16 protein-coding genes are annotated in these 18,615 nt (G+C 36.7%); 2 read left to right on the top strand and 14 right to left on the bottom strand.

Going from position 1 to position 18,615, the window contains the following annotated elements; all coding sequences use genetic code 11:
- Positions 1-120: 120 nt before the first annotated feature.
- From AEA09_RS06240 to AEA09_RS06180, 14 genes are all read right to left on the bottom strand, one after another.
- Complete coding sequence (locus tag AEA09_RS06240; protein ID WP_053583014.1) at positions 121-366, bottom strand: hypothetical protein; 246 nt, start codon at positions 364-366, stop codon at positions 121-123.
- A 523-nt stretch (positions 367-889) separates the two neighbouring features.
- Positions 890-2,686, bottom strand: a complete 1,797-nt coding sequence (locus AEA09_RS06235) for an ABC transporter ATP-binding protein/permease (RefSeq protein WP_053583013.1) — start codon at positions 2,684-2,686, stop codon at positions 890-892.
- On the bottom strand, positions 2,686-4,629 hold the full coding sequence (locus AEA09_RS06230) for an ABC transporter ATP-binding protein/permease (protein WP_053583012.1): 1,944 nt from the start codon (positions 4,627-4,629) through the stop codon (positions 2,686-2,688). The genes AEA09_RS06235 and AEA09_RS06230 overlap by 1 nt, the downstream gene beginning before the upstream one ends.
- Positions 4,630-4,649: 20 nt before the next feature.
- Positions 4,650-5,324: an ABC transporter ATP-binding protein gene (locus tag AEA09_RS06225; protein WP_053583011.1), complete on the bottom strand. Its 675-nt coding sequence runs from the start codon at positions 5,322-5,324 to the stop codon at positions 4,650-4,652.
- 11 nt (positions 5,325-5,335) lie between these two features.
- Positions 5,336-6,715 (bottom strand): ABC transporter permease, encoded by a 1,380-nt coding sequence (locus AEA09_RS06220; protein ID WP_053583010.1) that lies wholly within the window; start codon positions 6,713-6,715, stop codon positions 5,336-5,338.
- A 183-nt stretch (positions 6,716-6,898) separates the two neighbouring features.
- A complete protein-coding gene (locus AEA09_RS06215) occupies positions 6,899-7,309 on the bottom strand; it encodes a hypothetical protein (RefSeq protein WP_053583009.1) in 411 nt (136 codons plus the stop codon).
- Between the two features lie 226 nt (positions 7,310-7,535).
- Positions 7,536-8,675, bottom strand: coding sequence for a sensor histidine kinase (locus AEA09_RS06210; RefSeq protein WP_053583008.1), 1,140 nt, complete (start codon positions 8,673-8,675; stop codon positions 7,536-7,538).
- Positions 8,675-9,358 (bottom strand): response regulator transcription factor, encoded by a 684-nt coding sequence (locus tag AEA09_RS06205; protein ID WP_053583007.1) that lies wholly within the window; start codon positions 9,356-9,358, stop codon positions 8,675-8,677. Before AEA09_RS06205 ends, AEA09_RS06210 begins: the two co-directional genes overlap by 1 nt.
- Before the next feature lie 497 nt (positions 9,359-9,855).
- On the bottom strand, positions 9,856-11,091 hold the full coding sequence (locus tag AEA09_RS06200) for a DNA polymerase IV (RefSeq protein WP_053583006.1): 1,236 nt from the start codon (positions 11,089-11,091) through the stop codon (positions 9,856-9,858).
- Positions 11,092-11,678: 587 nt separating this feature from the next.
- Positions 11,679-12,389, bottom strand: a complete 711-nt coding sequence (locus AEA09_RS06195; RefSeq protein ID WP_245622795.1) for an acetyltransferase — start codon at positions 12,387-12,389, stop codon at positions 11,679-11,681.
- Positions 12,390-13,057: 668 nt separating this feature from the next.
- Positions 13,058-13,816 carry an ABC transporter ATP-binding protein gene (locus AEA09_RS06190; RefSeq protein ID WP_053583005.1) on the bottom strand — a complete coding sequence of 253 codons (759 nt, stop codon included), beginning with the start codon at positions 13,814-13,816 and terminating at the stop codon, positions 13,058-13,060.
- Between the two features lie 4 nt (positions 13,817-13,820).
- Positions 13,821-16,139, bottom strand: coding sequence for an ABC transporter permease (locus tag AEA09_RS06185; protein ID WP_053583004.1), 2,319 nt, complete (start codon positions 16,137-16,139; stop codon positions 13,821-13,823).
- Positions 16,132-16,302, bottom strand: a complete 171-nt coding sequence (locus AEA09_RS19835; protein ID WP_156312065.1) for a hypothetical protein — start codon at positions 16,300-16,302, stop codon at positions 16,132-16,134. The genes AEA09_RS06185 and AEA09_RS19835 overlap by 8 nt, the downstream gene beginning before the upstream one ends.
- On the bottom strand, positions 16,295-16,939 hold the full coding sequence (locus AEA09_RS06180; RefSeq protein ID WP_053583003.1) for a TetR/AcrR family transcriptional regulator: 645 nt from the start codon (positions 16,937-16,939) through the stop codon (positions 16,295-16,297). Before AEA09_RS06180 ends, AEA09_RS19835 begins: the two co-directional genes overlap by 8 nt.
- Positions 16,940-17,337: 398 nt before the next feature.
- On the opposite strand from AEA09_RS06180, the gene AEA09_RS06175 reads away from it, so the two are divergent.
- On the top strand, positions 17,338-17,835 hold the full coding sequence (locus AEA09_RS06175; RefSeq protein WP_053583002.1) for an RNA polymerase sigma factor: 498 nt from the start codon (positions 17,338-17,340) through the stop codon (positions 17,833-17,835).
- Complete coding sequence (locus tag AEA09_RS06170; RefSeq protein WP_053583001.1) at positions 17,825-18,472, top strand: zf-HC2 domain-containing protein; 648 nt, start codon at positions 17,825-17,827, stop codon at positions 18,470-18,472. Before AEA09_RS06175 ends, AEA09_RS06170 begins: the two co-directional genes overlap by 11 nt.
- The last annotated feature ends 143 nt before the right edge of the window (positions 18,473-18,615 follow it).

The raw sequence follows: 18,615 nt of genomic DNA, 5'->3' as shown, positions 1-18,615 counted from the left end.
AAGATTTTTAAGAAGTTAAATAATTCCTTTTAGTAAAGACTGTTTTTATTTTAGTAAGTTCCCAAACCCTCGTTTGGAAACATTAAGTGCTTAACGTTGTAAATCCGCATTTTTCTGACGCTACCCCAATAAATTATGGATTAAAAGCTTAATTATTAGTATCTTCATCACTATTTTCAAATATGGAAAAATAGATTTCTTGTCTTTTCTTAAATCTCGTACTTCAGTTATAAGTAAACTTATAAATATTAATATGAATGCGACTTCTGTTAAATTATCGCAAGTAAACCCAAGTATTGCCAGTAGTAATCCGATGCTAGCAATAACGATTTGTATCTTATCTAACTTTTTAAAAGTTTTTTTCATCGTTCCTCCTTTTCACCTTCATTTGAAACAAATTTCACCACAAGAAACAGTTACATATTGAACTAACCTGCGCCGTTTAAGTGTAAAACTTCACAAATTATAATATATATTGTTTCTTACATTCTATGGACATCCATTTAAGAAACCTCTGAAATTTGAGAATTTGGTAAAATGCCTTCTGCTTCACAACGCATTTGATAAAACTGAATAATAAGTGGATGTGTTTTGTTTGAAATAGAAAATAACATCAGTCTTCTTTTGCCAAATCTTTTATCGAATCATGCTAATGCTTGATAAATTAATATATTTGATTGAATAAGTTCATCAATTATTATTAAACAATGCACATATTCCGCAGCTCAAAGAAAAACATCTAAGTTAATTGAGCAAACCAACTTATAAAGAAACCCTCCTAACATAAAAACGAACGTTAGGAGGGTTGACTTCATTATAGTATGGTATATTAGCTTGCCAAAGCACCGTTTTTAATATGGCAGGTTACTATTCGGATAACTCTACCATCTTACTTTCTCAATGCAACGGCAGGCTCTGTGTTTATAAGTTTATGGCTTGCAAAAATACTAATTATCACAACCGCAAATCCTGTCGATACTATTGAAACAAAAATTTGCAGGGGTGAAACGCTAATTGCAAAATCAAAAATCATTCCAATTAGGTACGCACCTCCGATAAGCACAGCATTGAAAATTGCCGCCATAGCGGATAAAAGAACATTTTCACTGATAAGAATCCTTTGTATTGTGCTTTTCTTAAAACCTAATGCAGATAAAAGCCCCAATTCCTTATACCTTGAATTTTGTAGTTTAACAAGTAATACTGCACTGATGAACAAACCGATTGCTAAAATCATGCTTGAAACGGTTAGGAATAAGCGACTAAGACTTTTGAATGTACTTTGCAAAGCCCCCACTTCACTAGCTGCGTTTTTACTGTCTATTTCTTTTTCACTAAGCATTTGACTGACTGAAACAATATCTTCAAAATTTTTCACATCATAACTGATGGAATAAACTTGCTCATCCTTAATATCAGTATAAAATCCCTGTTCAACATCAGAGCTGACAAAGAAATCATCATACCCCGCATTATAAATACCACTTACAATTAGTTTGTACGATTGATCTCCATATTTAAGTGTTATCTCTTTACCTACTAAATTGCTAATATTACTCGCAAATTTTTTAGCAAGACTTGGAGTTAGGGCAATTTCATTTGCCTCTTTTTTCGGCATTGTCCCGTATGACATACTTTCCGTTGTTTTCGGCATCGGATACTTTTCTATCATTGTTTTGCTGTTGTCACCCATACTTAAGCTAACATTGTTTATCTTATATTGACGATAAACATTTTCAATACGCTCATCTGCATTTAACAACTCAAAAACTGCCTTGTCATCTTCGGCTTTGATATAGCCATTGTTATAAGCTGTATTTTTCTCCTTGAAATCCGCTATAGACTGCTGCATAATATTGCCCGAAGACAAAGACAACATAAAGCAAAATACCCCTATAGAAATGGCTAAACTGACAGCAGCATAACGTGTGAAGTGCACCTTGAAATTTTTTAGTCCTCTTTTGAAAGCTGATACTTTTATAGTTGGTTTAGTTTTAAGGTTTTGTACGCTATCATTTTCTTTTTGAATATTTGCATCTTTTGCGACTATTTTAGCATTCTCAATAGAGATCACGTCATCAGCAAAATCGCATATTTTTTGGTCGTGAGTAATCACGATAACCAATCTATCCTTTGAAATCTCTTTAAGCAAAGTAATAATTTCAGTAGAATTGCGACGATCAAGTGCTCCTGTGGGTTCATCCGCTAAGATGATACTTGGATTACTGATTAAGGCTCTTGCAATTGCAACCCTTTGCTTTTGACCGCCTGACAAATTTTCGATTTTTTCACTAGCCTTTTCCGCTATGCCGATTCTGTTTAATAATTCTTTTGCATTCTCTACATTGCTTTGTTCATCTAAACTGTTTAGTTCACAATGTAGCATGATATTTTCAAGTACAGTATATCCGCTCAACAGATGATAGTTTTGAAAAATAAAGCCTATGTTATCTCTGCGGTAAGCACATAACTCGTCCTCATTCATTTTGCTAATTGATGTGCCGCAAACGGTAATATCACCGCTGTAATCACTATCAAAGCCTGCAAGTATATTAAGCAATGTACTTTTGCCACTACCAGATGCACCCAGCAAGCACACAAGTCCTTTGTTTGGAAACGCAAAGTTTGCATCGTCAAGAATAAGCGAATTATCGTATTTTTTTGTAAGGTTTTTAACCTGTATCACTATCGGTCACCTTTCTTTAAAGCTGTTGCGATGTTTGTTCTTACATAAGCTAGTACAGTTGTACCATAAGCAATAACCGCAACACCAAGTATTAGAAGCATTCCTTTAGTCAGCATTTCTGCATTTAGAATATTCACGGAAAATAAAGCTTCGGTAGCTACATTAATAAGTGGAGATGTAACAAGCATTAGTAAAATGCCAGTGATAGCTACTGTTAGTGTTTCCGCTACATTCAACAAGTTCAAATGACGATTGTTAAATCCGCTTACCTTATAAATAGCATATTCTCGTTTTCTCATAACACCTGTGATCAGGAAAATAGCCATGACCATCACAACAGATAAAAATCCTATAGTCGTACTTGCAGAGCCTGTTTGCTCGGTTGTTTGAGTATTTAATCTAACAATGTCCTCGACCAGCTCAAATCTACCAAGTGGAACGATACCTTGTTCGTTTAGTTCATCTTTAATTGAAATCAAATCGGCAGGGGATTTCGCTCGAATAAGGAAGTTTATCCCATCCCCCTTAATCTCTGTCTGATTTCTCAAATCATCAAGAGCTGTTTTGCTGAAAAAGAAGGAGTCATCAACACTAAATTCCATCATTTGATCTTCATATTCATAAACAGCCGTTGTATCAGCAACGCCTACAATAGTTGCTTTAATTGTGGCATCTTTCAATACAGGACTACCAGTATCCCAATTATACATAGAGACGCTGAAATCAATTTCTTTGCCAATTGCTTGATCATTATCAATTCCTAATGTTCTTACAAAGCTCTCAGGAACAACTACCTCATTGCCCGCACCCGATGGCATTTCTCCCGTTACGAGTTTATTTATAACAGGCGCGTTACCGGAGCTTTCCACTGTGTAGTTTTTCCCGTCGACTGTAACAGAAATGTTATCCATGGCTTGTAAAAAGGCTGTGAAGGCAACACGCTCATCACTTGCATACTTCTCATACAAGCCTCCAATATCTTGACTTACATCGGCATTTGGCTGGTCATCCTCGTTTCCCTCCGTTCCTTCAGCACTTGTAAAGCTCCCAACAATACTGAGATCCAGTAGTCCCTCGCCATAAGTATCAATTAGTTTTTCAAACGCATCTTGGCTATTGGTGTTAATTGCTCCGCCCAGTGTTGTAAGCAATAATATTGCCGCCATCATGAGCGAAAGTGTAGATACTGTAAAACGCCCAATATTTCTTTTTATCCCTGTACGCGCTATCGAAAAAGCATTTTTTAATGATAGGCTATGATTTTTTCGCATGTTTGGTTCGGACGTTTTGACAAGCTTATTGCCCACCGAAGAAAAAAGTTCACCTTTATCAAGCTCAAAGACATTGTCTTTATCACTAATCAAAGAGGTGTCGTGCGTAACGACAATAACTGTTCTGCTCTTTGAAATCTCTCTTAAAATATCCATTGTAATCTTTGAATTTTTTTCATCTAATGCACTTGTTGGCTCATCTGCAATAATTACCTGTGGATTTTTCATGAGCTCTCGCGCAATGGCCACACGCTGTTTCTGTCCGCCCGAAAGGTTCTTTACTTTTTGGCTTGCAATATCGAAAATTTTAAGTTCTTTCAGTATTTTCTCGGCATTCTTTGTTTGTTGATCGTCTTTTAAATACTGAGGTAGCAATACATTCTCAAGCACTGTAAAATCCTCTATTAAATTAAAATCCTGCCAAACGAAGCCAAAGATATTGTTGTAAAAATAGCTTTTTTCCTGGTTTGTTAATGCTTTTATATCTTTACCACCATATGAAACTTCTCCGTCAAAATCCTGCTCCATACCACTCATGATTTTTAGCAAAGTAGTTTTGCCGCTCCCCGAAGCACCGACAATAAAATTAAGTCCTTTTCCTATTTCAACTGTGACATTATTCAAGGCAAATTCGCCTTTATATTTTTTCGTTACATTTTTTATTTCAAACACTTATTTTCCACCTTTCTGAGTTAGTTTTTTTTCCTCACAAGAGAAAGTTTACCGTCTGTAATACCCCAAACTTCATCTGCATAATCTGCAACCTTTTCGGAATGGGTAACAATAATCACACACTTGTCTTCCTTTTCGGAAAGTGAGGTTAGTATTTTCATAATGCCTTCTTCTGTTGCGGTATCCAAATTCCCAGTTGGCTCGTCCGCTATAATTATATCGGGATTATGTGATAACGCTCTTGCAATACCGATACGCTGTTGTTCACCGCCGCTTAATTTAAGTACTTTTCTGTCGGCGGTTTCCTTGTCGATACCAACCTTTTGCAAAAGACTGTATGCATATTCTTTTTTGTTATCCACTTTGACACCGCTAATATCAATCGAAAGCATAATGTTATCCATTGCAGTAGCATTCGTAAGCAAATTATAGCTTTGAAAAATCACTCCGATTTTCTTGGAACGGTAATCATCTCGATCAATCGTTTTTAGGTTGTCGCCGTTGTATAGGATTTCGCCGTTCTTACAAAGGTCAAGCCCTGAAAGCAAGGCTAAAAGAGTGGTTTTTCCTGAGCCTGACTTGCCAATGATTGCGTAAGTTTTCTTTGATTCAAAGGAAATGTTTATATTATTAAGAACTTTCTTTTTTGTCCCCTCATAAACATAAGAAAGATTATTGACTGTTAATACGCTCATTTTGTCCCCTCCTAATTTCTTTCCGATAGAATTTTAATCGGCTCGTATTTTGTGATATAGATTAGTGACATTGAACTTGAAATTATCACGAGCAAGCCACCAATCAGAAATATTGCAAATACAACACCTAAATCCAATTCTGCATTTAATGAATCTATAATGTCAGCATCATTTGGCAATGCTGCGCTCGCTCCGCCAAAGTTACCGCCCATATTATCCATTTGTTCTTGCCTTTGCTCAATTTGGTCAGCAAGAAGTTTATCTGACACTGGCTGTGAAGCAAGACCCCCTACCCCTAGACCAATAGTTACAGCAACCATCGTTACAATGATTGACTCATATACCAAAGTTTTGATAACGTTAATTTTTTTCATTCCGATTGCTCTTAAAACGCCGATTTCATATTTACGTTCTCTTAAAGCAATTAGGTTTAAAAGAACCAGAATAATTCCGCCTAAGATTAGCACTACCACTAAAAATACGGTACTTATTTTTTGAACGCTTTCAACAGGACCTGCAATCTGCTTGTACAGATATTCATTATTTGTAAAATTGTAATACTCACTAAGTCCCTTACCTTGCGCTTCTTTTACAAAGGATTCTAAATCATCGGGAGAATTTAAGAAATATTTAATGCGTGACATCGTATTTGATTGTTCACCTACAAGAGTTGTTGCAGTTTCATAATTAGTAAGAAGCTCATTTCTCCGTGTCATATACGGATCTTTGTATGCATAATCTGCGGAATCGTCTTTGGTTAAATCTTGGTAAATGCCTGTGATAGTTAGTGTGATATCTTTTTCTACATCAGCTATTGAACGTAACACAATGTTATCGCCGGATTTTAGGTTGTTTAGCTTAGCTAAATCTTCGCTAATCACTATTTCATTGTCATTTTCAAATATTCTGCCGCTAATGATTTTGCGTTCGCCTTTCTTGAATTCTTCAAAAAGCTGATATGAAGTGCTTCCGATTACTTTCAAGTTCGGCGGGCCAAGCTCTGGGCCACCGCCAACAGCCCCTTCGCTGCCCTGTATCCCCGAATTATCCTCTTGATTTAAGGAAGAAATGTGATTTGAAACTGCAGGAGCTTCTAAATAAAAGTAATAATCCTTAACATAATCAGAGTCGGCATAACCCTTAAGTTCTTCAATTGTTACAGTTGGAAGCTCATTTATATCTCCGCTTTCATAGATTTTTGCATAATCAAGTTCGACATTTACTTCACTTCCAAATTGATTTTTATAATCGGTTATGATGCTTGTTGTCGCACCGTTAATTACCAATGCAATAACACAGGTAACCGAAATAATAACCATTACTATAGCCATTAAAAGATTTCTGCCTTTATTTCTTTTAATGTTCTTCATTGCGTTTTTAAAAATGTACATCTCAGTTCCTCCTAGTTATTATGTCGTCATTGTATAACAATCCATGTTAAATTCTTGTTAAGAGGAATACTTCTTATAAATTTGCAGAAAAAAAAGGCTTTGAATATACAGTTTCAACTGCCATTCAAAACCTTTTTCACACGAACAACAGAGCTGTTTCAAAAGCTCCAGTTACTCTATTGATTACTTATTGCTTGTTTCTACTTGCTTGGCCTCTGTTAATTTTGCAGCTTTTGTCAGCTTGCCTTCTTTTTCAAGCTGCGCAATCAGTTCATCTAACGTGATTCCTTTTTCTTTAGCCATTTCTTCTAAGTTGACAGGTTCACTAGATTTTATGGCTTCAGTTGACTGAACTGCTTTTGTCATCTTACCTTCTTTTTCAAGCTGCGCAAACAACTCCTCTAGTGTAATGCCTTTCTCTTTAGCAATTTGAGCGAAGTCCTTGCTGTTATCCTCTTTTGCAGCCTCCTCGATACTAACTGCTGCAGAAGATTTAGTAGGTTCCCACATGTCGGTGTTGCTCGCAGCATATGCAGATCCTGCAACAACAGATAACCCCAGCACCAATGTCGAAATTGTTAATTTTTTCTTCATCTTAAATTCCTCCTTGAATGTTTTTAGCATCACCCATACGATGGATAGATACCATAATTTTCACAATATAAACTGGTAGCCTGCATCCTTTCTATTTGATGTTGTTAATATATAACAATTCATGTTAAATCCGTGTTAAGAGGATTATTTCTTATAAATTTGTAAAAAAAGTCTTTAAATAAACAGTTCTATCTGCCATTTAAAGCCTTTTACGAATCCTGTTAAATTAATTGAAAATAATCTTAAAACAAGTACCGCCATTTTGGTTGTCCGTAACTGCAATGTTTCCTTTGTGCTTGGTTATGATACTTTGCACAATGGAAAGCCCCAAGCCTGCGCCGCCCAATTCACGAGAACGTGATTGATCCACTCGATAAAACGGCTCAAATACTTTCGTTTTTTCCTCAGCGGGGATACCAATTCCCGTGTCTTTAATTTCAACCATTATCTGCTTTTTATCCGATTTAACTTTAATCATTACCTTACCGCCGTCAAAATTGTATTTAATACCATTTTCTACAATGTTATAAAACGCTCGATACAGTAAGTCTGTATTTCCATAAACAACACTTTCATCGCAATCCAAAGATAGTTTAACCTCTTTTTCATCAGCAATATGAGAAAGTTCGGAAACAATATCTTCTAAAACATCCTTCAAGTAGTTGGGTCCATTCTCAAATTCATCATTCATATTTGTCATCTCTAAAAGAGTAAATACAAGCTCGGATAATCGCTGTATTTGCTTCTCAAAAATGTTAATGAGTGCATCATATTCTTCTGTAGAATGTACGTTTTTCTTTTTGAATACATCCACCTTTGTTTTTAAAACTGCAAGTGGTGTTCGGAGTTCGTGGGCTGCACTTGCAGAAAAGCGGCTTTGCATGATAAAAGCCTCGTTTAGCTTATCCGTCATTTCATTAAAAGACTGCGTTAGCTCAGCTATTTCATCATTGGTTGGTGGAATGTCCATCGTTTCCGATAGATTATGCACAGTCCTATTTTTAATTTGACTATTTAATGTATCAAGTGGTTTTAACACTTTGCCCGATACATAGTATGTCAATACGCCACCACAGACAATGATTAAAAGCATATAAAAAACACTTTCAAACCGAAAGTCCGTTCTTGCTTGTTGTTTATTTACAGATGGTGTAGACATCATGCCATCTGATGGCATTTGAAAATGGTCAATAACATAACTTTCTTCACCAACCTCTTGTGCCGGTAATGTAGAGGCTGCATCAATTCTTGTTGCCATTATACCAGCAGAAAAATTTAAAATTACTGTAAGCCCTACACAACAAATCGTTAATAAAATTACCATCATTGCAGTAAGTCGCAGCCGTATTGGCATTTTTTTAAACATCAAGCGTCACCATCATTTTTAGTAATAAAATAACCCTCACCAATCTTTGTACGTATTGGATCATAATTTAAAAGAGCTTTAAGCTTTTTTCGTAATGTAGCTATGTGAACTCGAATAACTCCACTAAAACTATCCGTATTTTGGTCCCATACATGTTCAATCAATTCTTCTTGACTGACTACCTTTTCTTGATTAAGCAGGAAGTATTCAAGCAATCCGAATTCTTTTTTTGTGAGTATCAGTTCTTCTTCACCTACAAATGCGGTGCGTTTTGACAAATCAATTTTTATATTACCGCAAGACAAAAGACTATTTTCCTGCACAAATTTCCGCCTTAATAAATTCCTTATTCTTGCTTCCAATTCCGCAAAGTCAAATGGTTTAGTTAAATAATCATTCGCACCAATATCTAAACCTTTAACTTTGTCATGTACGCTACTTCTTGCACTAAGGATTAAAACTTTTAATTCTTTATTTTCTTCTCTTAACTTTTCTAAAACCTTTATTCCGTCCATTTTCGGAAGATTTAAGTCAAGTATTATTAAGTCATAATTTTCAACATACGCCAGTTCATAAGCATCTTCACCATTACTACAGGTATCAACTGCATACCCTTCCATTCTGAGTCCCTCGGCGATCGCTTCCTGCAAATCTAACTCATCTTCAACAATAAGAATTCTCATATCGTAATCACCTCATTATCATTATTTTAAATAGGTGTGTGTTAAATCTATGTTAAGCAATTATTATCAAATAATAATTTATTTCTGTAAAGAAATACATCCATTGTCCCTGGTTGATGCTTACATGCATGTTAATTAACCTATTTTTACCATTACTATTAAAGTGGGTGGTTGATTTCCGCTACGGGTGCTCGCTTTCCGCGGGCAAGCACCGAGCCGCTTCCTTCGCTTCGCTCCGTGCAGGGTCTCGGTATGCTTGTATTTCCCGCAGGAGTCGAGCCCCTCCGCTCCAATCAACTAAAAAATAAAGTAATATACGTTTGTGTTGAAGATAAAAATAACCAATTTATCGGTAATTAACAACCTAATATATCCCTTATCAACACACCTGCTAAAGCGTTTTTCTATGCAATTGTTCAAAACCCTATCTGTAAGTATGTTCTTCTGTCTCCACAAACCTTTCTCTCCCTTAAACAATATTAAAAGGGATGAACTAATTATTTATGTTCATCCCAAAAGTCCTTACTAAAACTCGTATTCGCATGATGTTTCCCTGTTGGTTTGGCAATATCTGAACCACGAAGAATTGCACCTTTTCCAAACTTCTGCTCAATTTGATCGACAAGTTTAATGATGGGCTCTTCTTTTACATAATCTTCAAAGTTAAAAAACGTTAGCTGCTGTGTCGTTTCTTTAATATCACTAACATTCGATACGGTAACTCCCAGTAGTCGAACAGGCTCATCATTCCAATGCTTATTAAATAGATTCCATGCTATCTCAACTATTTCTTCTTTTGAGTTAATCGCGTTATTCGTGGATTTACTTCGCGTATAGGTCTCCCAATCCGCTGTACGAATCATAACACTTACGGTAACCCCAGCAAGTTTCTTTGCCTTTAACCTTTCAGCTACCTTTTCAGAGAGCGTTGAGATTATTTCATATAATTCATCTCTGTCCGTCACATCATATGAAAGCGTCGTTGAATTCCCTACACTTTTCGTATCGTAAATGGCATCTGGGTCAACAGGTCTATCATCTACCCCATTTGCCTTTTGCTTCATACGTGGACCATTGATGCCAAAGTTTTGCTTTAATAGATATTCGTCTGCTGCAGCAAGTTCTCCAATTGTTTGAATACCTAATTTTTTCAACTTCTCTGCTGTACTTTTGCCAATCCCATGCATCTCAATGACATTCAGCGGCCACAACACCGATGGCACATCACGCTTACGCAGGACTGTAATACCCATCGGCTTTTTCATATCACTCGCCATCTTCGCCAAAAATTTATTCGGCGCAATACCAATTGAACAAGGCAGTTGCAGCTCGTTCCAGATTCTATCTTGCAAATTTTGAACATGTTGCAATACATTTTGGCCCTCGATAATTGGTAGTTGCAAATACCCTTCATCGATTGAAACGGGTTGCAGGATTTCACTATATTCTTTTAACAAATTAAAAAAGGACTTTGACGCAGCTCTATAGCGATCAAAATTAGGAGGTAGAACAATAAGTTCCGGGCATTTTCGTCGCGCCTCCCCGACATTCATCGTCGTATAAACACCTTTTGCCCTCGCTTCGTAACTACATGTAATGATGATCCCTCTACGTTCCTTAGGATTCCCCGCGATTGCGATTGGTTTTCCCTTTAAAGTAGGATCGTAAATTTGTTCAACAGAGGCATAGAAGCAATTAAGATCAATATGTAAAATGATTCTTCCTTTGTGCATAAGTAATCACCTCATTTACTCAACTACAGTATATTATAAAATTATTAATACGCATTTTTTCTCGTAGACTGTCCATTTTGTTATAAATGCTAACTTGAATTGTGTATAAAAGTGCTCATGTAAGTTTGTACACTTTTGCTTAGTTACATCATACTACTCTTGATGTAACTAGTGTGCATATAATGATTGATGTTAAAACGAATTTCTAGATTTTACGTTTGACCATTAAATATTACTCATTTTACCTATAAATACGCCTTGAGTAATTAAAAAAGGGATAGTGACTAGGATTTCAAATCCTGATCAATATCCCTACTTCACTATGAATACTTTTAGCGATTATTTCACTGTGGATATGTTGGGGGTCAAACCGTCGATTGACGTTACTACACGGATACCGATAGCCTAATTGTAAGTACGTAAAAGTTATATGTAAGTAAATTTTATTTCGGTATAATTTCAATACATAAATAGAAGCACGTTTTAGAAAGAAAAATGAATTCCTCAAAACTTTTTTTCGTTAATAGTACTTACATTTACATATTGAACTCTTAGCTAAGTTTTTCGATTACTAGTGGATTTTCATATTATAAGACATGCTCACTCTCTATATTGAAATTTCTATAAACATCCACAAGTGATGCCTTTGCAGGGCTGCCTTTATATATTTTCCCTTCTATCGTATTCTTAATTACTAATGCTCCTGAGGAAATAAAACAATCCTTCCCAACCTTTATTTCATCATTAAATGTACTATTTACGCCAATAAAACAATTCTCTCCAATTTCACAGTTTCCTGCAATAACTACATGTGAAGAAATAAAACAATTATCCTTAATAACCGACCGGTGTCCAACATGGTTTCCACTCCATAATATAACGTTATTCCCTACACTAACATGATGCTGCAATACATTATTTTCAAAGATAAAACAGTTCTCTCCTACTGTTACATTTCTCCAAACGAAAGCTTTGGAGCTAATATAAGTTACTAATTCATATCCTTTATTTTTAGTTTCATGATATAACCTCGTTCTTAATCTATTAAAATTAGTATAAGGAATTGCCACAAATGCTTTATATTCAGTTGCTGGATAAATTTGATGCACCTCTTCAAAAGGAACCACAGGCAAATCATAAAGCTTGTCATTTTTTATATATTCTTTCTCAGCAGAAAAAGCTACTATTTCATATGGAGAATCGAAAGTGAAATATTCATATGCAATTTCTGCTAGCTCCCCAGCTCCCACAATTACTAACTTATCGCCATTCTTCATAGGTTTATCCATTGTATCCATTCACCAGATCCTTTAGATGATTATTTTTTACTTCTTCCTAGATAAACATATGAATAATAATCCGTTGAAATGTTAAAACACTAAAAGATGTTAAAATTTCTTTCTTCTCGCTTAATTGGATATATAGGATTCACTAAGGAAGGATACTATGACATAGGATTTTTAACGGGGATGCAGCTCAAAAATTTGATTAGAGCAGTACTATATTCTCTTGGGGTATAACACACTAAAACCTAATCAATTAGCTTTTAGTAATTGAGCAGAATGACTTTTTACAACTCTCCAAAACACATAAATGTCTTGTTTATGAATTAACAAAGTATAATCTACCAAAAATCACTACACATGGCCTGTGCCATATGCGTTGCTCTTTACTATTTGAAACAGGTGCAAAGTTAAAAGAGGTACAAGATTGCTTAGGACATTCTGATATGAAACTACCATGGATATCTACACACATATTTCACAGAAAGCCAAGGAAGAATCTATTCAGAAATTCGAGGGCTAAAAAAAGTTTGATTACGGATGAATACGATTAAATGAGACTTAATGAATTATAAAAAAAGCGCAAAACCATTGATATACAAGAGTTTTGCACTTCGTTTGAAATCCTTTAATTTCTATTTAAATCAATGGTGGGACTAATATCGCGACTGTGATAGAACAAATCATATTCCTATTTCCCACATTTTCGCGGTAACTTTCTCTACCCTGCCATCCATATCCGTCCCGTCAAACCTCGGAAGCTTCAGCTCGCTTACAATTTTCCCATCGAGCATAAACATAATACGCTCAGTCCGCGCCGCAATCTTTGCGTCGTGCGTTACAAGCATTATCGCAGTACCATCGGCGTTTATTTCGGAAAATATGTCCATAATCTCCTGCGCGGATTTTGAGTTAAGCGCGCCCGTAGGCTCATCGCCGAAGATGATTTTCGGGTTGCTCAAAAGCGCGCGGCATATTCCCGCTCGCTGAAGCTGACCACCTGAAACCTGTGTAATGTCGCGCTTTTCAAGCTCCGCTATGTCTACCCTCTTCATAAGTGCTCTAGCCTTCTCCGAAATTTTTGCGACGTTTTTTCTGTTGTCGCGCATTGATGGAAGAATGATGTTGTCAAGAATATTCAGACTTTTAAGCATAGTTGGCTGCTGAAAAACAAATCCCATTTTTGTTCTACGTAAATCTGAAAGCTCATTCTCTCCTACTGTTGATAAATCCCTCTCGTCAAAAATGACCTTTCCGCCGTTTACGCTGTCCATTCCACTCAGCGCAAACATCAACGTTGATTTCCCCGAACCTGAAGGTCCCATTACTGCAACAAACTCGCCCTCATTTATTTCAACAGACACTCCGTCGAGAACATTGTGCTGTTCATCGCCCTCGCCGAAAGATTTTACTATATGATCACCGATAATAATCTTCTTCATATGCCTACTCCTTTATATTTTCGGAAATTTTTACTTGTCCCGCGCCTGAAGTGCCGATCATTGTTGCGATAAGTACCGCGCATATCATCAATAGCGGACTAAACAGATACGCCGAGAGCGGATTGACCGCAAACTTAAACGTCGACGCTCCAAACAAGGAAATAATCGCGCCCACAAGTACTTCTCCGAGAGTATTTGCCAGAAGTGTGCCGAGAACAATTCCGACAATTAGAACGAATACCGAACGTGAAACATACTGCGCCTTAATATCTGAGTTTGTAAAACCGAACGCCTTCATTACTGCAATGGAATATCTGTCTTTTGCGACAAGCATTTTCATAAATATCAATGTAACTAGGACCGTTATAACCAGCGCAACGACGATCGCAGCATTGGAGGCCTTGTCGACGGAGCTTATTGTCGAGCCGAATGTCTGTGTAACAAATTCATCAATGTCTGAAACCTTTGCAAAATCAATCATGTCCGCATATTCCGAAACCTTTTTTTCGACTAGAGAGTTATCCGAAAGCTCCGCACAGATAATGCTCCACATAATGTCTGCCGAATTGTCGGTAAAAACAGCCTTTGCGGTTTTTCCGCCGTTGGTAATGTCGGAATATATTCCGCTTATCGTGAGTTTTTTCTCTTTCCCCTCAATCACTAGTGTAATGACATCGCCGATCTTTTTGCTCAGCTCATCTGCGTTCAAAGTCGAAAGTGCAATTTCTTTTTCTGCGAAGGGTGCTCTGCCCTCAGAATATTCAATAGGGAATATCGAATGGTCGCCGAGTTCAACTTTTATATTTCCCTCCGATTCGTCTTCCATTTTTACTTTGAATGTTTTTGTTGTAAGGACGGTATACTTCGAAATCGTATTGTCGCTGTTCATCTTCTTTATAATTTCAGCACCTTTTTCAGAGATATTGTCGGTCTGCTGAATATCAATGCGCATATCGTAGTTTCCAATCCCCATATATTGAATGAATCCTTTTGAGGAAATCGTGTTGTAAAGGTTTTGCGGAACAATAATGATAAATGACGAAATCACAAGCACTGCAAGCATCGTGGTGTAAAATCTTTTCCTTGCGAGAACATCTTTGATACCAAGGAAAATATTCGTGTGAAGCAACCTGTTTCTACTCAGGTAAAAACCCTTTGTGCCCCTGTTTTTTTCCTGTGTAGTACCATAGCGTATTGCTTCCGCAGCGGATATTTTCCGAAAGCGTCTCAGCACGAAACTTACATATGCAATAATTGCTAGGAATACAAGCAGTATGCCGAGTATGCCGAAAAGTACGGCAAAAGAAGAATTTTCGCTTTCGCCCATATAAAGTCGTATATTTTCAAGAAGAATACCTTTAAACATAATCGAAAGTGCCAAACCAAGAATACTCCCAATCGCCGCAATCGCTGCGTATTTCGCTAGATAAATCTTTTTCATGTCAGAAACTCGCAGCCCTATTGCCTTCATGACACCAATCTCGCGGTAGTCGTCTTCGATTTTAGCAAGGAGCGTAAAGCGTATGCACATAAATGCAATTGCAACAACAAGTGCGCTTATAAGAAGTATGACAGCAATCATCATCCCGTCGGAAAGTGCATTTATCAATTTTAAAAGTGGATATGTAATCGTTGGTCCGTTCGCTTCAAGTCCTGCGGATGCATAAGCCATTTCAAATGCACCAAGCGCCGACAAATCCTTTAATCTGAACTCAATCAGATACTCGATACTTCCCAAGCTTTTTATAGCAGCGTAGTCATTTTTGCTGACGAGAAATCTCTTTGAGGCGGAGAGAGTAGAATTCATCTGCGAATCGCGGAGAAATCCTGCAACGGTAAATTCCTCCCTGCCTATAACTGCCTTGTCACCGACCTTTGTGGTGTTGTCCTTCATATAGGTTACTGGAACATAAAGCTCCCCATCGGATACGTTGATAATGTTTCCGTTAAGATCAAGAAGATAATCGAATTTATCACTCTGTATGCTGAAACCGTTATCCTGAACACTATTCGCAAGCGAACTACCGCCCAAAATAGTCTGCGCACCGTCTAAATTGAGAAATTCTATCACCTGAAAATCATCGACTTTGTTATTTCGCTCTGCAAAAGTTGTAAGCCGCGCAATATCAATTTCACCTGAATGCATCTGCATAAAATGTGGAGTTTTAGCTTGTTTCATAAGCGTATCTAGTGCGCCCGAAAGATTGATGACAAGTATCGCCGCGAGCGAAACAAGCATAGCCGAGACAGCAACAAATATCATTGTTGTCAGCGTAATTACTTTGCTCTTTAAAATGTCATTGCGAATTATTCTGTTATACATAAGCCACCTCTTTTTCAAGCTTTTTTACTGGCGATTCCTTTCCCGTCTGCTCAAAAACATAAACCGCAATCCCAAATGCCGTAAGCCCGCTTCCTATCGCTAAAATACATTGTCCCGACCACAAAAGATGAAATTTCCTGAAGGATTGCTTAAAATTATTCATCTGTGCCACCATTTCCGCTACCAAACATCTGCATAACGACGGATATTAGACTTCCGCTTTCGGCACCAAGTAGCCTTTCAACGTTAAAAACAAAGGCTTGCATGCGGGAAGCGCGCTCATCGCTCGTCATTTCAACCATATCATCATCAAAAACGGTATTCATATATGCCACAACCATTTCCATACATTCATATGGGAATGGCGTGCTGAACAGTCCTTGCTCAATGCCCTCGCGGATTATTCCCGTCAGTATCGGGGGAACGCCGTTGATTATGACCTTTTGTATTTTCTGATGCATAAGCGCGTTTTGCGGCTTATGAATGTGCTCCATAATTTCCTCACTGCTTTTGCCACTTATATTCAGAGCCATTACAACTCCAATAATGCGTTCGTTTAAGGAAAGACTTTTGTCTGCACCAATTTTCTGTGCCGCGCCTAAAAGACTGACACTAATCCGCTCAATCAGCGCGTCCATAATATCCTCCTTCGACTTGAAGTGATAATACAGCGTTCCCCGCGCAATTCCGACCTTTTCGAGAATATCATTTGTACTTGTGCCGTCAAAGCCCTTCTGCCCAAAAAGCTCATCTGCCGCGTCAAGAATTTCGTTCCTACGTTCCTCAGCTTCTTTTCTCATTTTCACCCCTCCTTACAAACCGACTGTCTGTCGATAAAATTATAACATTCTACTTTAAGTTGTCAATATACTATTCTTAATTTTCTAACAATTAATTCAGAATTTGAACTGTTGGAATTTCCGGACTGATCATACCGTTATTCTCATTGAACATTGAATAATGAACAGTGTTTTACTATGAAAATGACAGCTATTTCAATTCCCCACAATAAAAACATTTTAGAATATTCCAATCTTTTTCATTGGTGGAAAATGATAAGATAAAATTATTGAGGCGCAAAAATGAATAAATAAAAAAATTGTTGTAACGAATCAACAAATTTTTGGATATATAGATGATTGGCTTTCAAAAGACTTGGTTCAGAATAGCAAAATTCTCATTAGAAAGGAGGTAAATCGTGGATAAAGAAAATATATATCAAGAATATGGGGACTTTATTTTCAGGTATTTATTAACCCTTACAAATGATAGTCAATCTGCTGAAGAATTAACGCAAGAGACGTTCTATCAAGCCATTAAGTCCATTGACAACTTTCATCATAACGGAAAAGCAAAATTTTCAACATGGCTATGTTCAATCGCCAAAAACGTGTGGTTACAAGAAATGAATCGCGAAAAAAACAAGCACCAGTTGGTGAACTCATTAAGTGATGAAACGCCTAACTTTTATAATTTAGAAGATGAATATTTTAAAAACGAAGACAAAATTAGTTTTTATAAAAAAGCGCAACAACTAAGTGAGATAAACCGTGAAATACTTTATCTCAGATTATTAGGTGATTTATCTTTTAAAGAGATTGGCTCCATTTTGGGAGGAACAGAAAACTGGGCAAGAGTAACATTTTATCGTGCAAAACAACAAATCAGAAAAGGTGGGGAAAATTATGAATCATAGCGTTTTTAGAGATTTAGTCCCGAGCTACATAGAAAATTTAACAAGCGAAGAGACAAATCAACAAATAGAAAAACATATGGAACAATGTGAGGATTGCCGACAGTATGTAAAGGACATGCAGGAAGACTTGTTGGTAGAACGTACCCATGAGCAAAAAAAGGAGGAGAAAAATATCGACTTTTTAAAAAAGGTACGATCAAAAAACAGGAAAAAGATTCTCATTATTGTAGGATCACTACTATCCATTTTCATTGGTTGTTTCTTCTTCTTTGACAACATGTGGATTGCAGATGAAAAAGATGTGCAAACAACAGTTCAACAACAAGGTACAACGGTTACGCTGTCCTTTCAAACGAAAAATGACAAGCGATATATTTTACCAATGAGTTATAGGGGACAGAAGTATATCGAAGAGATCATTATTTATGAAAAATGGAATGATTTTTCAGAAATATCCAAGATAGTAAAAGACGGAAGTCCTGTCACATTTATATTTTTAGATGAAAATACATTATCACTGGGCAATGGTGAAGAAAAGAAACTGACAGACGAAGACAAAATACTCATTCGATATAAAAATAGTACAGAAGAGATCCTATTAAAGGATTTATACAATCCTGAAAATAAAAGAAAATGATAGGAACATGGATAAACTAGTAACTACATTAATCCTAGTTTATTCACCGACCAATATAAAATCCCGCAGAAAAGCTAGCAAGTCAGCTTTTCTGCGGGATTCTCTTTTTCACTTAAAGTATTCTAATTCTTTCATTATACTTG

Source organism: Lysinibacillus contaminans, assembly GCF_001278945.1.
Classification (GTDB): Bacteria; Bacillota; Bacilli; order Bacillales_A; family Planococcaceae; genus Lysinibacillus; species Lysinibacillus contaminans.
The sequence above is the reverse complement of the archived record's forward strand: the minus strand, read 5'-3'. Positions and strand labels throughout refer to the sequence as shown.